The following is a 16,636-nucleotide window of genomic DNA, read 5'->3' on the forward strand; positions in this document are numbered from 1 at the left end:
CAGCTTCTCTAAAGCCATACATCTTACTATATGATCACGGTCCGTCGCCTTCTGCCGGTGTATTGGCTGTTGTATCAGGAAGAGATGACTCTCCGCCTCCAACAACATCACCTGTTTCAGGATCGATAAGTTCACCTGTATTCGGGTCAATATAATACCCCGTCTCAGGGTCAACGTCAAATGTCTCCCAGATTCTGGTGCTTCCTTCTTCAGAAGCATCGCTACTGCCATCACCTGCTTCGCCATCCTCTTGTGTATCAGTACCGTCTTGCGCAGTTCCATCATCCATAGGTACGCCCTCTGAGCCAATCTGTGATTCATCAAGATCGTCCACATTGGTATCGCCTGACTGGCCTGATGCATTGCCATCTTCTATAGAGTCATACGTAGCTGTGTCATCCTGACTTTGTACTGAATAGCCGCTTAAATTAAGAGCATCAAGCTCGGCCTGCTCCTCTTCTGTCACAGGTTCTGTCATAGGATAGTGAAGATACGGAAGAACCTCAGTAAGGACCTTCCTTACAATTCTTGTTGCAAACTTAGCATCAGCCTGAAACTGAGCATTAGGCCTGTCTACAACTACATAGATAGCTATCTCCGGGTCATCTGCAGGAGCATATCCCATAAAAGATACCACATAGTTGGTCTTATCTCGCGGGATAGTCTCGGCTGTACCTGTCTTACCGCCTATCATATATCCGGCCGGTCTTGCAGTCTTACCTGTACCTTCCTCACCCGCAACAACCAGATTACAGTAACTGACTATCTTGTCAGAGACTGTCTCTGAAATCGTCTGTCTTATAATCCTGGGTTCTATAGTCTTAACTGTAGCTCCGCTGGGAGATACAATCTTACTTACAAAGTGAGGCTGATAATAATATCCGCCATTTATAAGAGAAGCAAATCCGGCTATAGTCTCAATCATAGTGACGTTAAAGCCCTGACCGAATGTACCTGTAGCAAGTTCTGTCGGTCCCATGGTATCTGCTGTATATACAAGTCCTGCAGTTCTGGCTTCACCAGCAAGATCGACATTGGTCTTAAGTCCAAAACCAAACGTATGCTGATATCCTGCAAAAGTTGCAGATCCCATAGTCTGACCTATCTGCATGAGCGCTACGTTACAGGAGATCTCAATAGATCTTCCTACAGAAACCTGACCGTCACCATATCTGTTATGGCATCTGATATCATGGCCGCCTATCTCAAGGCTTCCGTTGCACTGATATACTTCATTGCCTGTTATGCTTCCATTGTCCAGAGCAGCCGCAACTGTAAACGGTTTAAATACAGATCCGGGCTCATAGGTATTAGATATACAGAAGTTTCTCCAAAGCGCATTGTAATTGGCAAGAAGAAGTTCACTTGACATATTGGCAAGGTTGGTCTCATTGATATAACCACCTGTCTCAGATTCAAGATCCACTTTGTTGCCAAGTTCATCTACCATTCTCATGCCAAGGAGTTTGGAAGAATCTCTGGTATTGTTAAGGTCAAAATTCGGATAGCTTGCCATAGCAAGAATCTCTCCCGAGTTAACATCCATAACAATGCAGCCAACATTCTCCGCAGCATTACCTTCATGATAAGAATCTTTATAAGTATCATTGAACTCCTGAAGGTACTTCTCAACTATACTCTGGATATTACCATCTATAGTAGTAACTATACTATTTCCATCTACAGCAGCTATAGTAGTACGCTCAAGGGTACTCTCTTCATCCAGATATCCGTACTCACGGCCATAGGTTCCGTTGAGTTCATCATTGTAATACTCTTCAAGGCCGTATTGTCCCTGATTGTCTTTGGTGGTAAAACCGACTATGTCACAGGCAAGTGACCCATTGGGATAATATCTTATATAAGAATCCTCAAACCATACTCCCTGAATATTGGCATTGTAATCTCCGCTTCCCGGAGTCATATAAGCCTGAAAAGGTGCTATCTGATCATACTGAAGTTCTTTAGCGATTATGTAGTATGCAGAACTTGGGTTATTGCTTATGTAAGTTCTAAGTGTCGATTCATCTATATAGTCACCAAACTGAGCTACTATGGCTTTGATCGTTGGTTCTACCGCATCCTTTTTTTCTAATAATACTCTTGTATCTAAGATGACATTATAGACTTTCTGGCTCATGGCAAGAACTGTGCCATTCTTGTCAAGTATCTCGCCTCTTCTGTAAGGAAGCGTCACAGAGTCATATTCCTGCTGCGACAGGACTTGTTTCTCATAATCAGCTCCGTTATTTCTTGTTATAGATACAAGCCTAGCAGATAATATCGCGAATATCAGCATCATGCATACAAACATGACCCTAAGTTTTTTCTTCATGCGCCAGGTAAAGCGCTGTTCTTTCTTATCTTTCATTTTGTCCCCAAATACTTTTTTATAAACTCAGCCTCATGTCACGAGCAAATAATCCTATGAAAAACGCCGGCCAAACTGTTCATCTGCCCGGCGTTCCAAAGAACTATTTTATCATAAAATCTTATTTCTGAGGGATTGCTTCATTCTGTCTTACATAGTCGTCTCCACCCTCATCAGAGTAGGTTACAATCTGATTCTCATCAGCGTATGTCATGCCATACTCTTCCATAGCTATACGCTTGATTTCATCAAGGTCAACATTGCTGCTGGCTTTGTTGTACTTCTCATCATTCTCCTGTCTTAGCTCATTGAGCTGACTTTCAAGTGCAGAGATAGTATTGGCGCTGTTGGTTATCTGCATCCTAAGTGATACATAACATGTAGCAACGACAGCTACAGCAGCCATAGCCAAACACAAAAAGGCCATATAGCCAAAAGACATGTGCTTCCTGCGTCTATTCTGACCACCCTTTACTTCACGAAATCTCTCCTCTTGTTGTTTCTGTCTTCTGCGGACAGTATTGCCATCTGCATATTCTGCATTGTACTCATATCTGTATCTCTCGTTCATAATAGTGCCTCCTTTGAAGGTGTGCCCTTAGGATGACCATGTTATTTCTCGTCTACTGTGACTGCTTTTTCAAAGACTCTAAGCTTTGCACTGGCAGATCTTGTATTATTGTCGAGTTCTTCCTGACTTGGAAGAATAGGTTTCCTTGTTATTACTTTGCCTTTAGATTTCTTGCCGCACACACATACCGGGAACTCAGGCGGACATGTGCATGGATTTTCATTGTTCTTGAAGTTGACCTTAGTGATCCTGTCTTCAAGAGAATGGAAGGTTATAACGCAGAACCTTCCACCGGGATTGAGAAAATCAATCATCCCGTCAAGTGAATTCTGAAGAACATCAAGTTCTCTGTTGCAGGCTATCCTTATAGCCTGGAAGGTACGCTTACTGGGATTCCCTCCCTTAGTACGCATCTTGGCAGGGATTGACTCATGTACTATCCTGTCAAGTTCGCCTGTTGTCTCAATCTCTTTTTTCTGTCTTTCAATACAGATATGCTTAGCGATATTACGTGCAAACTTATCCTCACCATAATCTCTTATGATGTGATATATCTCACTCTCTGGCCACTCATTGATGATCTCTTTGGCCGAAAGTGTCTGCCTTCTATCCATACGCATATCAAGGGGAGCATCGTACTTGTAACTAAATCCCCTGTCTGCAGCATCAAGCTGATAAGATGAAACTCCAAGATCTATAAGAATTCCATCTACACCTGTAACACCAAGCTCTTTGAGCCTTGCTACAGCATTTTCATAATTGTCTCTAATAATTGTGACTCTGTCTTTGAAAGGTTCAAGACGCATGGTCGCAGCTTTAATGGCATCCTCATCCTGATCTATTCCGTAAAGATGTCCGCCGGCAGTCAGCTTCTCAGCGATATGAGAAGAATGTCCTGCTCCTCCAAGTGTCCCGTCCAGATAGATACCATCCGGTTTAATATTCAGATTATCGATTACTTCATTAAGAAGTACGGATGTATGCTTAAATTCCAAGCGTTGCCTCCATTTTAGAAATCAAGACCCATATTACCCATTTCTTCAGCAACATCTTCTATGTCATCGAAGGAGTTGTTCTCCTCCCACTTGCTGCTACTCCAGATCTCTGCATGATTGCCAACACCTACAATCACTGCATCTGCTTCTTTTTGCATACCTGCAAAATCAAGAAGATTGGCAGGAAGTAAGATACGTCCCTGCTTGTCAAATTCGGTAACCAGCGCTCCGCCGAGGAAGAATCTCTGGAGCTTACGGCTCTTGCTGTTAGATGAAGGTAGCGATTGCAGTTTCATGGTAAATGCTTCCCAGCTGTCTTCCGGATACAGCAAAAGACACCCATCAAGTCCCTTGGTGACCGCAAACTGCTCGCCCAGTTCATCGCGGATCTTGGAAGGAATGATGAGACGCCCTTTAGCATCAATTGAATGGCTGTATTCACCAGTTAACATCAGCACTCACCCAAGCGTCTATTACTTTCTTTCAAAACTACATCTGTGGTCTTATACAAAATATTTATATCTTCATTTTCTATATCGGAAAAGATTCACCACTTTTTAATACTTTTCCACCACTTTTCTCCACCTGCCACCATTTTATTACATTTTTTTGGGCTTTTCAATAAAAATATGGCGTGGTGGAAAGTGGAGGGATATTCCAAAATGGTTTAAAGGCAGATAAAAACTAGGGCTTGGCTGATTAAAATTTTTTTAATCGAGTAGGCTGACTCCTACTCGATTTCGCACACGAACATTCCGCACTTAGTGCTCCATGTTCTTACGACCGGCAAATGAATTTGTATGCAAGCATCCATTCGCTTGCCGGTCTTGTGCAACAAAAAAATAAAGGCTCCATTTTACAGGAACCTTTACTTTATAAGTCCATCTAACATTTTACTTAGAATCTCTTTTTCTTCACCACTGAGTCTTTGAATTTTCTGATTCAGCTGATCTTCTATTGACTGATCTTTGGATACTTCGTATTTGTATGTATAGTGCTTGTTGCTTATCAGGCTTTATCTTACTTAGTTTCAGTATCGTCTTCAGTATTATCTTCAGGCTTTTCATCAAGCTTTTCTTCAGCTTCGTTTTCTTCCTCGTCCTTACCTTCGGTATCTTCTTTGTTTTCAGCCTCAGCTTCCATATCAAGTCTTACGTTCTCGTTTATGACTTCATCTGAAGGAAGGATAACATATGAATTCTTCTTCATATAGATTCTGACTGCAATATCTGTGATAAGCGCAAATGCAAACAGCGTAAAGCCCAGAAGCTGCGATACCGGGATACTGGTACCAGGCAGATGTAGCTGATCTGTACGTAGAGACTCTATAAGCCCTCTTCCAAATCCGTATCCTCCAAGATATAGAAGAGCAACTTCACCATGGAATTTCTTATGCTTTATATACAGAAGCATCAATGTCAATATGAGAACATTCCATAAACTCTCGTACAAAAATGTAGGATGAACCTGAATGTAATTGGTAGCAGTACTCATGTGAGCCTGCATCTTGTCTGTAATCTCGATAGATCTGACCATAGATACAGGAAGTCTCATTGCAAAAAGAGAATCTGTATAATCTCCAAATGCTTCACGATTAGTAAAGTTGCCCCATCTGCCGATGATCTGTCCCATGATGACACCAAAGATACCGGTATCTGCCATAAGGCGGTAACTCTTATGTTTGACCTTAACATATACCGCAAGTGTTATAAAGCCAACTATAACTCCGCCATATATCGCCAATCCGCCGTTCCTTATATTGAGTATCTCAATAGGATCATTTTTGTAATAATCCCAGGCAAATATTACATAGTAAAGCCTTGCTCCCATTATTGAAAAGATAAGCAGGTATATAGCAAGATCCCAGTACCAGTCAGGATTCTGGCCTGTCTTCTTGGCTATATGTGCAGCAAGTGATACCCCGCACAACACGCCTATACCAATAATAAGACCATACATAGCAATCCTGAAGCCAAATACTGTGAAACTTTTGGGAATGTACTTAAGGTAGATCCCAAGATGTGGAAATGCAATGGACATATCATCCATAATATTAGGCATAAATCCCCCTCCGTCACTTAAACTTATGACTTACAATCAATTTATCACTTCATCTGTCCAATCAAAAATAGCCGGGCTTAGCTGCTACGCCTTACCCAGCCTATATATCATATGTATATTATACATTGAAACGGAAAAGAATTACATCGCCGTCCTGAACGACATACTCTTTACCTTCCATACGTACAAGACCCTTCTCACGAGCATTTGAAAGTGATCCTTCGTTAAGAAGATCCTGATAGTTGATAACTTCAGCTTTGATGAAGCCTCTCTCAAAGTCAGTATGAATCTTACCTGCTGCCTGAGGAGCCTTAGTGCCAACCTTGATAGTCCAGGCTCTGCACTCATCTTCACCTGCAGTAAGGAAGCTCATAAGGCCAAGAGTTCTATAGCTTGCCTCGATGAGCTTATCAAGACCTGACTTAGTAAGACCAAGATCAGCGAGGAATTCTTTTTTCTCATCCTCATCAAGCTCTGCAATCTCAGACTCGATCTGAGCACTTATCGCGAATACTTCGCAGTTGTTACCTGCTGCCCACTCTCTTACTGCCTGTACATACTTATTAGAAGCGCCATCATCTGCAAGGTCTTCATCCTTAACATTAGCTGCAAAAATAACAGGCTTGGATGTAAGGAGGTCGTATGTATTAAGGAGAGCCTGCTCGTCCTCATTAAGATCCTCCATATCCTTAACAAGCTTGTTGTCTTCAAGTGTGGCCTTGATCTTGTTCAGAAGGTCAAGTTCCTTGGCAGCTTCCTTGTCCATACGAGCTGTCTTGGTAGTCTTGGCAATTCTTCTCTCAAGTACCTCAAGATCAGCAAAAATAAGCTCAAGATTGATAGTCTCTATATCTCTAACAGGATCTACAGATCCGTCAACGTGAACTACATTGGTATCTTCAAAACATCTTACAACGTGAACAATAGCATCACACTCACGGATATTGGCAAGGAACTGGTTACCAAGACCTTCGCCCTTAGATGCACCTTTTACAAGACCGGCAATATCAACGAATTCGATTGTTGCAGGTGTAACCTTCTTAGTATTATATAACTCGCCGAGCTTCTTGATCCTCTCATCCGGAACTGCAACAACGCCTACGTTAGGGTCAATTGTTGCAAATGGATAGTTTGCTGCAAGCGCTCCTGCGTTTGTAAGTGAGTTGAAAAGTGTTGACTTACCTACATTTGGTAAACCTACGATTCCTAGTTTCATTTTCTATGTATCTCCTTTTAAAAATGCTTTATTTAAGCCATTTGTTATCTCAGCTTGTTATACCGAGTACCACGCCGGGCACTATTTTTCTATTATGACATAAAAATAGACCTGACACAGCGAATATATATTACCATGTCAGGACGGATTTGTAAAAACGTGTAGTGACAACTTTCATACACCACCGACCATAAACTGCTTCATTCCCTGTGACTTTGCTTATGTGTGATAAAGAAGCAATAGAAGTGCAAAAAATTTTGCCGTTCCTATCCGACACTTGGCCATTGTGTCGGATAGGTCGGGCGGTTATTCGGGCAAGTCAATCTTGCCGACAAAGCTGTAATAAATCTCAATGTCCTGCCTGCGGGTGCCGTTCTCATCATAGCTGCACTCATGCACCACAATTTTCTCGATCATTTCCCGCAAGAGAGTGGGGGTCAGTTCTTCAAAGGCAAGGTGCTTGCGGACAATGCCCATAAATTTCTCGGCGTTGACGGTAGCTGCCTGTGACTTGTCCAGTTCGGCTTGCAGGGCGGCGGCTCTCTTTTTCAGCTCCGCTTGCTCGGCTTCGTAGTCAGCCGACAGTTCCATGAAACGCTCATCGCTGATTTTGCCGTTTACATTGTCCTCATACAGCCGCTTGATAATGCGGCTGATTTCAGAAATGCGTTCCTGCGCCTGTTCAAGCTGCTTGATGGCTGCGGCGGTCTTTCGCTTGCCGCCGATCTCGTTCTGCTGGACAAGTAGTTTCACAAACCGGCTCTCATGCTTGGCTGCGTATTCGGTCACTTGCCGGAGATTTGCCAGGACACCAGCGGTCAACAGATCGGTGCGGATAAAGTGCGCCGTACAGTTGCGGGTGCGCTTCTTGTAGCTGCCGCAGATGTAGCAGTCCTGTTTGCGGTCTTTGTTCTGATACCGCTGCTGATACAGCACATGGCCGCAGTCGGCGCAGAACAAAATCCCGGAGAACAGCCCCACTTCATCGTAGCGGTTCGGGCGTTTGCGCTGTTTGCGTAACTCCTGCACCCGTTCCCATGTTTCCTTGTCGATGATCGGCTCATGGTGGTTCTCGAAAATGGCCTGCTTCTCGACGGGGTTCTCTATGCTGTGCTTGACCTTATAAGAAGGCTTTTCCGTTTTGAAGTTCACCAGACATCCGGTGTACTCTCGGTTTTCGAGGATATGAACGACGGTGTTGGTCGCCCATTTGCACTCATAGCCTGGGTGATAACGGCGGGTGCTGCCTGTCCGCTGATATTCCAGCGTCCCCGGCGTGGGGATTTGCTGCTCCGTCAGCATACGGGCAATCTTGGTCGGGCCGTTCCCGGCAAGGCAAAGCTGGTAAATCTGCTGCACCACCGGGGCGGCTTCCTCGTCTATAATAAAATTCTCGTCCTCGTCCATCACATAGCCGTAAACCGGCTTCATGGTAAACTCGTCATGCTCAAAGAGAAGATATTGCTCGGCGGCTCCGTAGTCGGCGTTTTTAGAGTTGATATGCTTGAGTGTTGCCAACCGCGTCACCTACTTTCTTGAGGACTTCATACTTGAGGACGGCAAGGTCGGATATGGCGGCGCGTACCTCGCCGGAAAGGGTGTTGTAGGGTACGCCGTATTCGTTCAGATACCGGGCAATCTGATTGAGGTTGCCGCCGATCCTGCCGTACTCGGCTGTCAGCTTCCCGACAGCGGAAAGCAACTCGTCATTGACCGACGACACATGGACAACCGGGCGTATGGTCGCCCGCCGTATCGCCTGCCGGAGAAATTCGGACTGGCTGATACCATAGGGCGCAAGCCGCGCTGTGAAGTCGGCATACTCATCTTCGGACAGCCGGGTTTTCACAACGCGGCTGCGGTGGGGCGTGTTGTATTTCTTTCGCATGGTGTGACCTCCTTTCTCGCCCGTAAGGGCGCATGAGCAGGGTTTGGGGAAGGCACTCCCCAACAAGTTTCCCGCGAGGGGCAAAACTGCAGAATTGCGGATTTTGGCACCGTGGTAGAAACTTGCTCTCCGTGACTGCAAACTTTCTCTCACTTCCGTCCGCCACTTTTTTGGAAAACTGCAACCACAAAAGTTTGTTTCTCTTTTTCTGCTACTACTAATCCTGTAAAGGGCATTCCTGCCCGCTTTCGCTAAAATGACACCGGACGCAGTGGTTTCTACCCGGTGTTGGAGAAATCCTTTCTCTTTGCCCTCTACTACGGGTAAATGCTCCAAATGCCAAACACCAGGGCAGAAAAATTCCCTCCTCGCTTACTACTACAACCGGCAGGGGGCAAAATGGCCGGGAGCGGAGCCGGACAACAAAAAAAGCAGTAAATCTTTTTCAAGACTTACTGCTTTCGCTGGCCGCGTCGGTGGCGGCTGGTATTCAGTTTTTATGACTTGTCCGGTGGTTCGTCAAGCCGGAACTTGAATTGACAGTCAATTAACCGCTGCTTTACATAGTCCTCCACCTCGGCGTTGACCTGCCCGTTCACTTTTGAGAAATAGCGGATATATCCGGCGTAGTGGAGCAGGACAGCGTTCACGGCTTCTGGGTCGCCCTCACGGGCTTTGAGGATTGTTTCATAGGGGAGAAGTCTACTCATACCGGCTCACCCCCATTTCTTCGCGTAGCCGCTGCAAGGCAAGCTGGATATGCCGCCCCGCTGTGCTGCGTGACCGGCCAATACACGCGCCGATCACGCGCTGCGGCTGGCGCAGAAAGTAATAGCGCAGGATTTCTTCCCGCGTCTGCTCCGGCAAAACAGAGATCGCGTCGGCAAGGGCGGCGTTGCAGAGCAGGACGGTCTGACCGCAGACGGTAAATGGGTATTCCTCGTCCGGCTCCGACGCGGCAAACTGGACAAACTTCTCGTTCATCAGATAGTCAAGGGAAACTTGCCGTTCCCATTGCCGTTTAAGCTTCAAAATCTTGTCCAAGGCGGCACAGCGGATAACAGTCTTGCAAAAGGCGTTGTACCTGCGCTGGATATATTCTTGATAGGCTATCTGGTCGGTCATGGAAATTCCCCTTTCTGAATAATAGTGCGGGGCGGTGGCACTTCTTGCTGTCGCCCCTTGATTGCCTACCAGCAAAGGCGGGCGGGGCTGTCAACGGCTGCGCATATGCGCCGTTCATCTTGACCGTTGACTGGCTCGGCTGGGTTTGCTATTTACCCGACAAACTTGAATTTATTTTAAGCTATCACGTTTTACCTTCTTAAGCCTTACTATCATTACCATAGGAATTTCTTTGTTGGTTTTAAATGGTAAAATAAAACTGTAAATGCCTATGCCGTTATGCTATGAGCATAGTACATAGCATAACGGCTTCTCTTTCGTTGAGCTAGCAAGGAGGGTGAATATGTCTTTATCCATACAAGAGCGATTAAAAGACCTACGTGTGGAGCGTGGCTTGACGCTGGGGCAGCTTGCGGAGCAGACCGGGCTTTCCAAGTCTGCGCTGGGCAGTTACGAAACGGAAGACTTCAAGGACATCAGCCACTATGCCCTTATCCGGCTGGCGAAGTTTTACGGTGTGACCGCTGATTATCTGCTGGGGCTGTCTGAAATGAAAAATCACCCAAACGCCGATCTTGCAGACCTGCGTTTGAGTGATGAAATGATTGACCTGCTGAAAAGCGGGAGGATAGACAATACCCTGCTGTGTGAGCTGGCGGCGCACCCGGATTTCCCCCGGCTGATGGCTGACCTTGAAATCTATGTGAACGGAACGGCACTGAAACAGGCGCAGGGTGCAAACGCCATAGTGGACACGATGAGCGCAACTGTTATAAAAAAGCATAATCCTGGCATGAGTGATACGCAGTTAAGACAGCTTATCACCGCCCATATTGATGAGGACGAGTTTTGCCGCTATGTGATACAACGGGACATAAACGGGATTGCCCTTGCTCTGCGGGAAACACACAAGGACGATTTTTTCAGCGTCCCAGAGGATAACCCGCTAAAAGAAATGCTGGAAACTGCTGGTGAAATCGTCAGCCAGGACAGCGACACGGAACAAGCGTACTTGGCGTTTATCTGCAAACGGCTCAAGCTGAATTTTAGGAAGCTGTCAGTAGAAGAACGGAAGTGGCTGAAAAAGATTGCGGAAAAATCCGACTTGCTGAAGAATCCAAAACCGCAGAGAGGACGAAGATAAAAAATGCCTGAACGGCGGTTCTGGTTTTTCAGAACCACCATCCAGGCATTTTGTTTAGTAATAGAAAAAGGTGCAGTTGATTATTGCGTATTGTCAATCTCTCTCAAACCGGGTAGTAAAAATACGGCAAGCGCAACGATGATAATGCCAATTCCGCAAATGACAAACCATTTCTCAACTCCCAGCCGCTCCGCCAGAGGCCCGGAAATGACAAGGCCAAACGGCATGGCGAGGGAAGCGGCGCTTGTCAGTAGAGAAAAAACTCTCCCCAGATATTCTGGTTTGACCGTTTCTTGAAAAATCGCATTTTGCACACCGTAAAATGGAGCGGAAATTCCCATAACAGTACAGCACACAACAAAGACAAGAAATGCGTCTGGCGGCAAAAGCCCGGAGAGCATATTGCTAACGCCCATCAGGAGAACGGAAAGACCGATGGTGTACCGCCGTTTCTTAAAACCGCCCCAAATGCTCAGAATGACTCCGCCAAGCAGCATACCAACCGCAAAAGCAATTTCAGCGGCAGAGGCATGGGCCGGTGTTCCTTTGAAGTATGACATACAGATGAGAGGAAAAAGCGTACTGATTGGCATATAAAAGAACATATAAATTACACCAATCCAGAGCAGAGCAAAGAGGCCCCTGTTTTGCTTTAATACCACATACCCCTCTTTCATATCCTGTAAAAACTGTTGTCTTTTCGTTTCTGGACATAGTTCAGGCGTTGGTATGGACGAAATCGCAACAGTCACACAGGCAAGGATTGCACCCACAATATCTAACAATATAATTGCATTAAGAGGCCAAACAGCATATAAAAACGCTGCGGCAGCTGGACTGATAATCGCACTTACTGCTTGCATGGTCTGCGTGTAACCAGCGCATTTTGTAAGTTCCTCTTTTGGCACAATCATAGGTGTTGCTGCGCTGAATGCTGGAGAATGAAAAGCAGTTCCCGCACTTCGGATTAACAGGACAACCATAATAGACCATACGGGCAATTCCATGTAAAACGCCACCAGCGCCAGAATACCGCCAGCGGCGGCAATTATCAAATCCGCACCAATCATTACGCTTTTACGGCTGTGCCGGTCAACAAAAGCACCTGCAAACGGGCCTAAACAGGCTTGCGGCAAAAATCCAATCAGTGTTGCCGCCGTCAATATGATTGCAGAATTAGTTTTCGCAACCAAATAAAAGATAATGGCCATTTGCAAAATACCGCTGCTAATAAAGGATATTGCTTGTCCGGCAAGAAGTGTAAAATAAGTTTTTCTCCATGAATTGTTGTTTTGGGTCATAATGCGAACCTCCTTTTTTATTGCATTGTTCCTTTGTTTCTGCAATAAAAAGCAGGCGTTGTCCCACAGAGAGGGCAGACGCCTGCATAACAACAAAGCACGAAAAAACACCACGATACAGTTCAAAGACTGCTCGTGTCAAACCTACGTGTTCCTTTGCATACGCACGCAAAAAAAGCCCACCATCATGTGGAAAGGTACTTCTACTTTTTATTGCTTATTAGCGTACACAAATTAACACACGTAAGCCTCCTTCCAATCTCAAACTGTCGCACAGTATAACACACATCCGATAGACTTGTCAACCATTTTTAACCTTGTTTTCCATCTTGCGCTTTATCTCGCACCCTATATCGTGGAAATCAAATTTGCGCTCATCGCGTTCAAATTTCATAGACATCACCCAATGTAATTTTATATTTCAGGTAGTAGTATTTGAACGAATTACATTTTCGTGCAACTGCTGACTTGAACACACCGGTACTTTCGAGACTAATCTTCGTTGATCTAACAGTATAAAAAGAAAACTTTTGAATTATACTCCAAAATACTTGACCGATTCGGTTATTGGTGCTATACTCTAAATAACAGAAACGGTTAATATGTAAAAAGGAGGAAATGAATTGGACAAATTTTTGGCCCTGACCGAAGAAAAGAGATTGACCATTCTCAATGCGGCGTTCCAGTGCTTCGGCAAGTTTGGTTATGAAAAAGCCTCAATCAATGATATTGCGGTAGCCGCACACATTTCCAAAGCGTCTGTGTTTCAGTATTTCGGCAGTAAAAAGCAGCTCTACATTTACCTACTGGAATACTGCAAGAAAATCATAGAGGGAATATTTGACAAGGAATCCCTCAATTCCCAAACAGATTTGTTCGACAGAATCCTGGCATCCAGCCGCATGAAAATGGAGGGGCTCCAAAATCAGCCTTTTATCTTGCAGTTTATTACCAGTGCCTGGGAGGAAACTTCTCCCGAGGTGGCAGATACGCTAGCGATCCTGACGGAGGAGGCCAGCGGATTCCGAAACGATCTTGTTCTGCGGGAAGAGGATGCTTTGAAATTCAAAAACCCGGAGGATGCCCAGCCGGTCTTTCAAATGCTGCTTCTGATGGCCGAGGGCTATGCGGCCCGGTACCGTGGGGCGGCGGCCTTCGATTTTCAGGCTGTCATGGAGGATTTTGAGGAGAACATCGCAATTCTGCGGAAAAATTTTTATAAGGAGGAGTATCAAAAATGAGTGAGCAAGCAATCGTCTTAAACCAGCTGACCAAGCACTATGGAACCCATCGGGGGATCAATGACCTCAGTTTCTCGGTGAATGAGGGCGAGTTTTTCGGCTTCATTGGCCCCAACGGTGCAGGAAAATCCACCACCATCCGCACGCTGATGGGCCTGATCCATCCCAGCGGCGGCAACGCCTCTATTTTCGGTCTGGACTGCCAGACCAAGGCCAGTGTCATTGCCAGAGATGTGGGCTACCTTCCCAGCGAGAACAGCTATTATGAAAACATGAAGGTGCGGGAACTGCTGCAATACACCGCTGACCTGTACGGCATGGACTGCGAAACGAAAATGTATGAGCTGTCTGAGCGCCTCAATCTGGATCTGACCCGGAAAATCGAAGACCTGTCTCTGGGTAACAAGAAAAAGGTGGGTATCGTGTCTGCCATTATGACTTCACCCAAACTGATCATTATGGACGAACCCACCAGCGGGTTAGACCCACTGATCCAGCAGGCTTTCTACGATATTCTGAAGGAGGAGAACAGCCGGGGAACCACCATTTTCTTCTCATCCCATGTCCTCAGCGAAGTACAGAAGCTGTGTGACCGGGTGGCAATCTTAAAAGAAGGCAAGCTCGTGGGCATTCAGCCCATCAAAGAACTGCGTGAGAGCGGCTATAAAAAAGTCACTCTGAGTGCAAAGGAGGCTATCCCTCGCGATTTCTTTAATTTGTCCGGCATTGCGAACTATGCGGAGACTGCGGACAAGACCTCTGTTTCCTTTATGTATAACGGCAATATCACGGCGATCATTGACAAGCTTCACCTGCTGCATTTGGACGATGTGCTTTTGGAAGAGCCCTCTCTGGAGGAGATCTTCATGCACTACTACGAGTAGGGAGGTGTCAGGCATGATCATTTTGAAATATGAACTGAAAAGGCACCGCAAATATATTTTGGGTTGGGCCATCGCCTTGGCTCTGTGTGTTTTTGTGATGACGCCTACCTATTACAGCTTTATGGATGTTTCCACCGGAGACCTCTATGAAACGCTGGGTACGAGTGATTTTTACAAGGGCGTTGGCGTGTCCATGGAATATCTGACCTCACCGTTGGGCATTTATGCGTTTCTCACCAGCTTTTTTATGATTGCCTCCGGCATTTTTGGGATGCACTTCGGCATTTCCATTCACACCAGAGAATGTACGGAAGGAACCTCGGAATATCTGTTTACAAAGCCCTTTCCCCGGAAAGCAATTTATTGGGCAAAGGCATTGACCGTGTTTGTCGGCGTGGCGATTGTGGGTACGGGGTATCTGCTGGCTTCCCTTTTCGCCATGGCAATATTCCGTTCCGGAACTCCTTGGGGAGAGTTTTTCCTGATTGCCCTGTCCCTGACCCTTGTTACGCTGTTCTTCGCTGCAATGGGCCTGATGGTGGGAATTTTGTTTTCCCGCAACCGCAGTCCGCTGCTGACTGCCGGTTTGGTTGTGTTCGTTGAGTATTGCATTACCAGCTTCTCCAACATTGTCAGCAACCGTGCCATTAGTTTTCTGTCCCCGTACTCGTTCTTTAGTGCGGCTGAGATTTCCAAATCTGGCTTTTATGAGTTGGATTACTTGGGATGGTGTGTGCTGCTGTTTGCCCTGTTTTTGGTGCTTTCTTACGGTGTCTTTCTGAAAAAAGACATTCAGTTCCGCAGCTAAGGAGGTGTGAACATGAAAACATTGATTAAAAACGAATTCCGCCAAACCAGAAAGACCCTGCTGATCTGGCTGGGGATCATGTTACTGCTGTGCGGATTCTGCTATTTTGAACTTTTATCCTTGAAGGACAGTTTGGATGAGATGGCCCGGACAGTCGACCAATTCCCTCGCTTGATCATGATCATGTTCGGTGTGAAAGGGGATCTCACGACGGCCCTTGGTTGGTACGCGTGTATCTATTTTTGGGAGGGGCTGTTGGCCTTTGCCTATGCAATCTCTCTGGGCCTGTCCTGTGTGGCGAGGGAAAAGAAATTTGGGACATCCGAATATCTGTTCACAAAGCCTGTGGAGCGAAAAACCATAGTTTTGGCAAAGGTGATTGTTTCATCGGTGAACCTGCTGGTATTTTCCCTGTTCAGCGGTGTGTGCAATTACTTTGCGGTCATCCTCCCGATGGGGGGACTGGAACAGCCGGGAGCTGGAACTGCAACTGTGGTTGGAATGTTCTTGACACAACTTCTGTTCTTTGCCTTGGGCCTACTGTTTGCCAGCCTCTTCAAATCTTATAAGGCTGCGGTTCGTGTCGGTACGGTTTTCGTATTGGCCGCCTATGCTGTCGCCATCACCGCCGAGTACGCTGGGAACCGTTTCTTAGACTATCTGACCCCTCTGCGGTACTATGATGTGTATGAAGTAGCACTAAATGGCGTCTATCTTTCCTCCATCGTCTTAACAGTACTCATTGTGGGCGCGTGTGTAATGGTTTCTACAAGGCGGTGGAAACTGCGTGAGTTGTAAATGTAATTGTCCATAGATATTCTACTATCTGATGAAAAACAAAGAATGAAAAAAACCGAATGGCTATTATGCCCCAACTGCAACAACAAAACGAGAATTAAAATCTGTGATAATACAGTACTTGAAAATTTTCCGCTATACTGTCCGAAGTGCAAACGGGAAATAATAATCAGCGTAAAACAATTCAATACCACAGTTATCACAGAGCCAGACGCATAGACGCAGAGCCGATA

Annotated in this window: 15 protein-coding genes and 3 pseudogenes; 6 read left to right on the forward strand and 12 right to left on the reverse strand. The window is 45.7% G+C overall.

From position 1 onward, the window contains the following. Positions 1 to 34: 34 nt before the first annotated feature. The 11 genes and pseudogenes from I7804_RS14655 to I7804_RS19425 form a co-directional block, all read right to left on the reverse strand. The gene (locus tag I7804_RS14655) at positions 35 to 2,371 is read right to left on the reverse strand and encodes a penicillin-binding transpeptidase domain-containing protein (RefSeq protein ID WP_248403994.1); all 2,337 of its coding nucleotides are present in this window, start codon (positions 2,369 to 2,371) and stop codon (positions 35 to 37) included. Positions 2,372 to 2,492: 121 nt separating this feature from the next. Next, positions 2,493 to 2,942, reverse strand: a complete 450-nt coding sequence (locus tag I7804_RS14660) for a cell division protein FtsL (protein WP_248403995.1) — start codon at positions 2,940 to 2,942, stop codon at positions 2,493 to 2,495. 41 nt (positions 2,943 to 2,983) lie between these two features. After that, positions 2,984 to 3,937: a 16S rRNA (cytosine(1402)-N(4))-methyltransferase RsmH gene (gene rsmH, locus I7804_RS14665; RefSeq protein ID WP_022752669.1), complete on the reverse strand. Its 954-nt coding sequence runs from the start codon at positions 3,935 to 3,937 to the stop codon at positions 2,984 to 2,986. A 14-nt stretch (positions 3,938 to 3,951) separates the two neighbouring features. Then, a complete protein-coding gene (gene mraZ, locus I7804_RS14670) occupies positions 3,952 to 4,389 on the reverse strand; it encodes a division/cell wall cluster transcriptional repressor MraZ (RefSeq protein ID WP_022752670.1) in 438 nt (145 codons plus the stop codon). Between the two features lie 751 nt (positions 4,390 to 5,140). Next, positions 5,141 to 5,977 (reverse strand): annotated as a pseudogene (gene lgt / locus I7804_RS14675) (prolipoprotein diacylglyceryl transferase); the annotation flags it as partial. A 139-nt stretch (positions 5,978 to 6,116) separates the two neighbouring features. Next, on the reverse strand, positions 6,117 to 7,214 hold the full coding sequence (gene ychF / locus I7804_RS14680; RefSeq protein ID WP_027203986.1) for a redox-regulated ATPase YchF: 1,098 nt from the start codon (positions 7,212 to 7,214) through the stop codon (positions 6,117 to 6,119). Positions 7,215 to 7,520: 306 nt separating this feature from the next. After that, a pseudogene (locus I7804_RS14685) lies at positions 7,521 to 8,648 on the reverse strand (recombinase family protein); the annotation flags it as partial. Positions 8,649 to 8,703: 55 nt separating this feature from the next. Continuing rightward, positions 8,704 to 9,102 (reverse strand): plasmid mobilization protein, encoded by a 399-nt coding sequence (locus I7804_RS14690; protein ID WP_002596229.1) that lies wholly within the window; start codon positions 9,100 to 9,102, stop codon positions 8,704 to 8,706. 497 nt (positions 9,103 to 9,599) lie between these two features. Beyond that, positions 9,600 to 9,812: a helix-turn-helix domain-containing protein gene (locus I7804_RS14695; RefSeq protein WP_002586615.1), complete on the reverse strand. Its 213-nt coding sequence runs from the start codon at positions 9,810 to 9,812 to the stop codon at positions 9,600 to 9,602. After that, positions 9,805 to 10,227 (reverse strand): sigma-70 family RNA polymerase sigma factor, encoded by a 423-nt coding sequence (locus I7804_RS14700; RefSeq protein ID WP_002586616.1) that lies wholly within the window; start codon positions 10,225 to 10,227, stop codon positions 9,805 to 9,807. The genes I7804_RS14695 and I7804_RS14700 overlap by 8 nt, the downstream gene beginning before the upstream one ends. Before the next feature lie 171 nt (positions 10,228 to 10,398). Continuing rightward, positions 10,399 to 10,473, reverse strand: a pseudogene (locus tag I7804_RS19425) (class I SAM-dependent methyltransferase); the annotation flags it as partial. Between the two features lie 97 nt (positions 10,474 to 10,570). Here I7804_RS19425 and I7804_RS14705 point away from each other — a divergent pair. Next, positions 10,571 to 11,371, forward strand: coding sequence for a helix-turn-helix domain-containing protein (locus tag I7804_RS14705; RefSeq protein WP_002575858.1), 801 nt, complete (start codon positions 10,571 to 10,573; stop codon positions 11,369 to 11,371). A gap of 80 nt (positions 11,372 to 11,451) precedes the next feature. Here the strand turns inward: I7804_RS14705 and I7804_RS14710 are convergent, their stop codons facing one another. Next, positions 11,452 to 12,672: an MFS transporter gene (locus I7804_RS14710; protein ID WP_002584949.1), complete on the reverse strand. Its 1,221-nt coding sequence runs from the start codon at positions 12,670 to 12,672 to the stop codon at positions 11,452 to 11,454. A 623-nt stretch (positions 12,673 to 13,295) separates the two neighbouring features. On the opposite strand from I7804_RS14710, the gene I7804_RS14715 reads away from it, so the two are divergent. From I7804_RS14715 to I7804_RS14735, 5 genes are read left to right on the forward strand one after another with little or no spacing between them, the layout of a single operon-like run. Next, positions 13,296 to 13,913, forward strand: a complete 618-nt coding sequence (locus I7804_RS14715) for a TetR/AcrR family transcriptional regulator (protein ID WP_248403997.1) — start codon at positions 13,296 to 13,298, stop codon at positions 13,911 to 13,913. Then, positions 13,910 to 14,797 (forward strand): ABC transporter ATP-binding protein, encoded by an 888-nt coding sequence (locus tag I7804_RS14720; RefSeq protein WP_248403998.1) that lies wholly within the window; start codon positions 13,910 to 13,912, stop codon positions 14,795 to 14,797. The genes I7804_RS14715 and I7804_RS14720 overlap by 4 nt, the downstream gene beginning before the upstream one ends. A gap of 13 nt (positions 14,798 to 14,810) precedes the next feature. Then, complete coding sequence (locus tag I7804_RS14725) at positions 14,811 to 15,605, forward strand: ABC transporter permease subunit (protein WP_248403999.1); 795 nt, start codon at positions 14,811 to 14,813, stop codon at positions 15,603 to 15,605. A 12-nt stretch (positions 15,606 to 15,617) separates the two neighbouring features. Continuing rightward, a complete protein-coding gene (locus I7804_RS14730) occupies positions 15,618 to 16,403 on the forward strand; it encodes an ABC transporter permease subunit (RefSeq protein ID WP_248404000.1) in 786 nt (261 codons plus the stop codon). 45 nt (positions 16,404 to 16,448) lie between these two features. Then, positions 16,449 to 16,622, forward strand: a complete 174-nt coding sequence (locus I7804_RS14735; protein ID WP_080633489.1) for a cysteine-rich KTR domain-containing protein — start codon at positions 16,449 to 16,451, stop codon at positions 16,620 to 16,622. Positions 16,623 to 16,636 lie beyond the last annotated feature (14 nt).

Source organism: Butyrivibrio fibrisolvens, assembly GCF_023206215.1.
GTDB lineage: Bacteria > Bacillota > Clostridia > Lachnospirales > Lachnospiraceae > Butyrivibrio > Butyrivibrio fibrisolvens_C.

What these genes read in the sequence shown, in the direction of transcription:
- I7804_RS14730 (WP_248404000.1), top strand. Translation starts at nt 15,618, where the DNA reads ATGAAAACATTGATTAAAAACGAATTCCGCCAAACCAGAAAGACCCTG.
- mraZ (WP_022752670.1), bottom strand. Translation starts at nt 4,389, where the DNA reads ATGTTAACTGGTGAATACAGCCATTCAATTGATGCTAAAGGGCGTCTC.
- I7804_RS14700 (WP_002586616.1), bottom strand. Translation starts at nt 10,227, where the DNA reads ATGACCGACCAGATAGCCTATCAAGAATATATCCAGCGCAGGTACAAC.
- I7804_RS14705 (WP_002575858.1), top strand. Translation starts at nt 10,571, where the DNA reads ATGTCTTTATCCATACAAGAGCGATTAAAAGACCTACGTGTGGAGCGT.
- ychF (WP_027203986.1), bottom strand. Translation starts at nt 7,214, where the DNA reads ATGAAACTAGGAATCGTAGGTTTACCAAATGTAGGTAAGTCAACACTT.
- I7804_RS14660 (WP_248403995.1), bottom strand. Translation starts at nt 2,942, where the DNA reads ATGAACGAGAGATACAGATATGAGTACAATGCAGAATATGCAGATGGC.
- I7804_RS14695 (WP_002586615.1), bottom strand. Translation starts at nt 9,812, where the DNA reads ATGAGTAGACTTCTCCCCTATGAAACAATCCTCAAAGCCCGTGAGGGC.
- I7804_RS14655 (WP_248403994.1), bottom strand. Translation starts at nt 2,371, where the DNA reads ATGAAAGATAAGAAAGAACAGCGCTTTACCTGGCGCATGAAGAAAAAA.
- I7804_RS14710 (WP_002584949.1), bottom strand. Translation starts at nt 12,672, where the DNA reads ATGACCCAAAACAACAATTCATGGAGAAAAACTTATTTTACACTTCTT.
- I7804_RS14735 (WP_080633489.1), top strand. Translation starts at nt 16,449, where the DNA reads ATGAAAAAAACCGAATGGCTATTATGCCCCAACTGCAACAACAAAACG.
- I7804_RS14725 (WP_248403999.1), top strand. Translation starts at nt 14,811, where the DNA reads ATGATCATTTTGAAATATGAACTGAAAAGGCACCGCAAATATATTTTG.
- I7804_RS14720 (WP_248403998.1), top strand. Translation starts at nt 13,910, where the DNA reads ATGAGTGAGCAAGCAATCGTCTTAAACCAGCTGACCAAGCACTATGGA.
- I7804_RS14690 (WP_002596229.1), bottom strand. Translation starts at nt 9,102, where the DNA reads ATGCGAAAGAAATACAACACGCCCCACCGCAGCCGCGTTGTGAAAACC.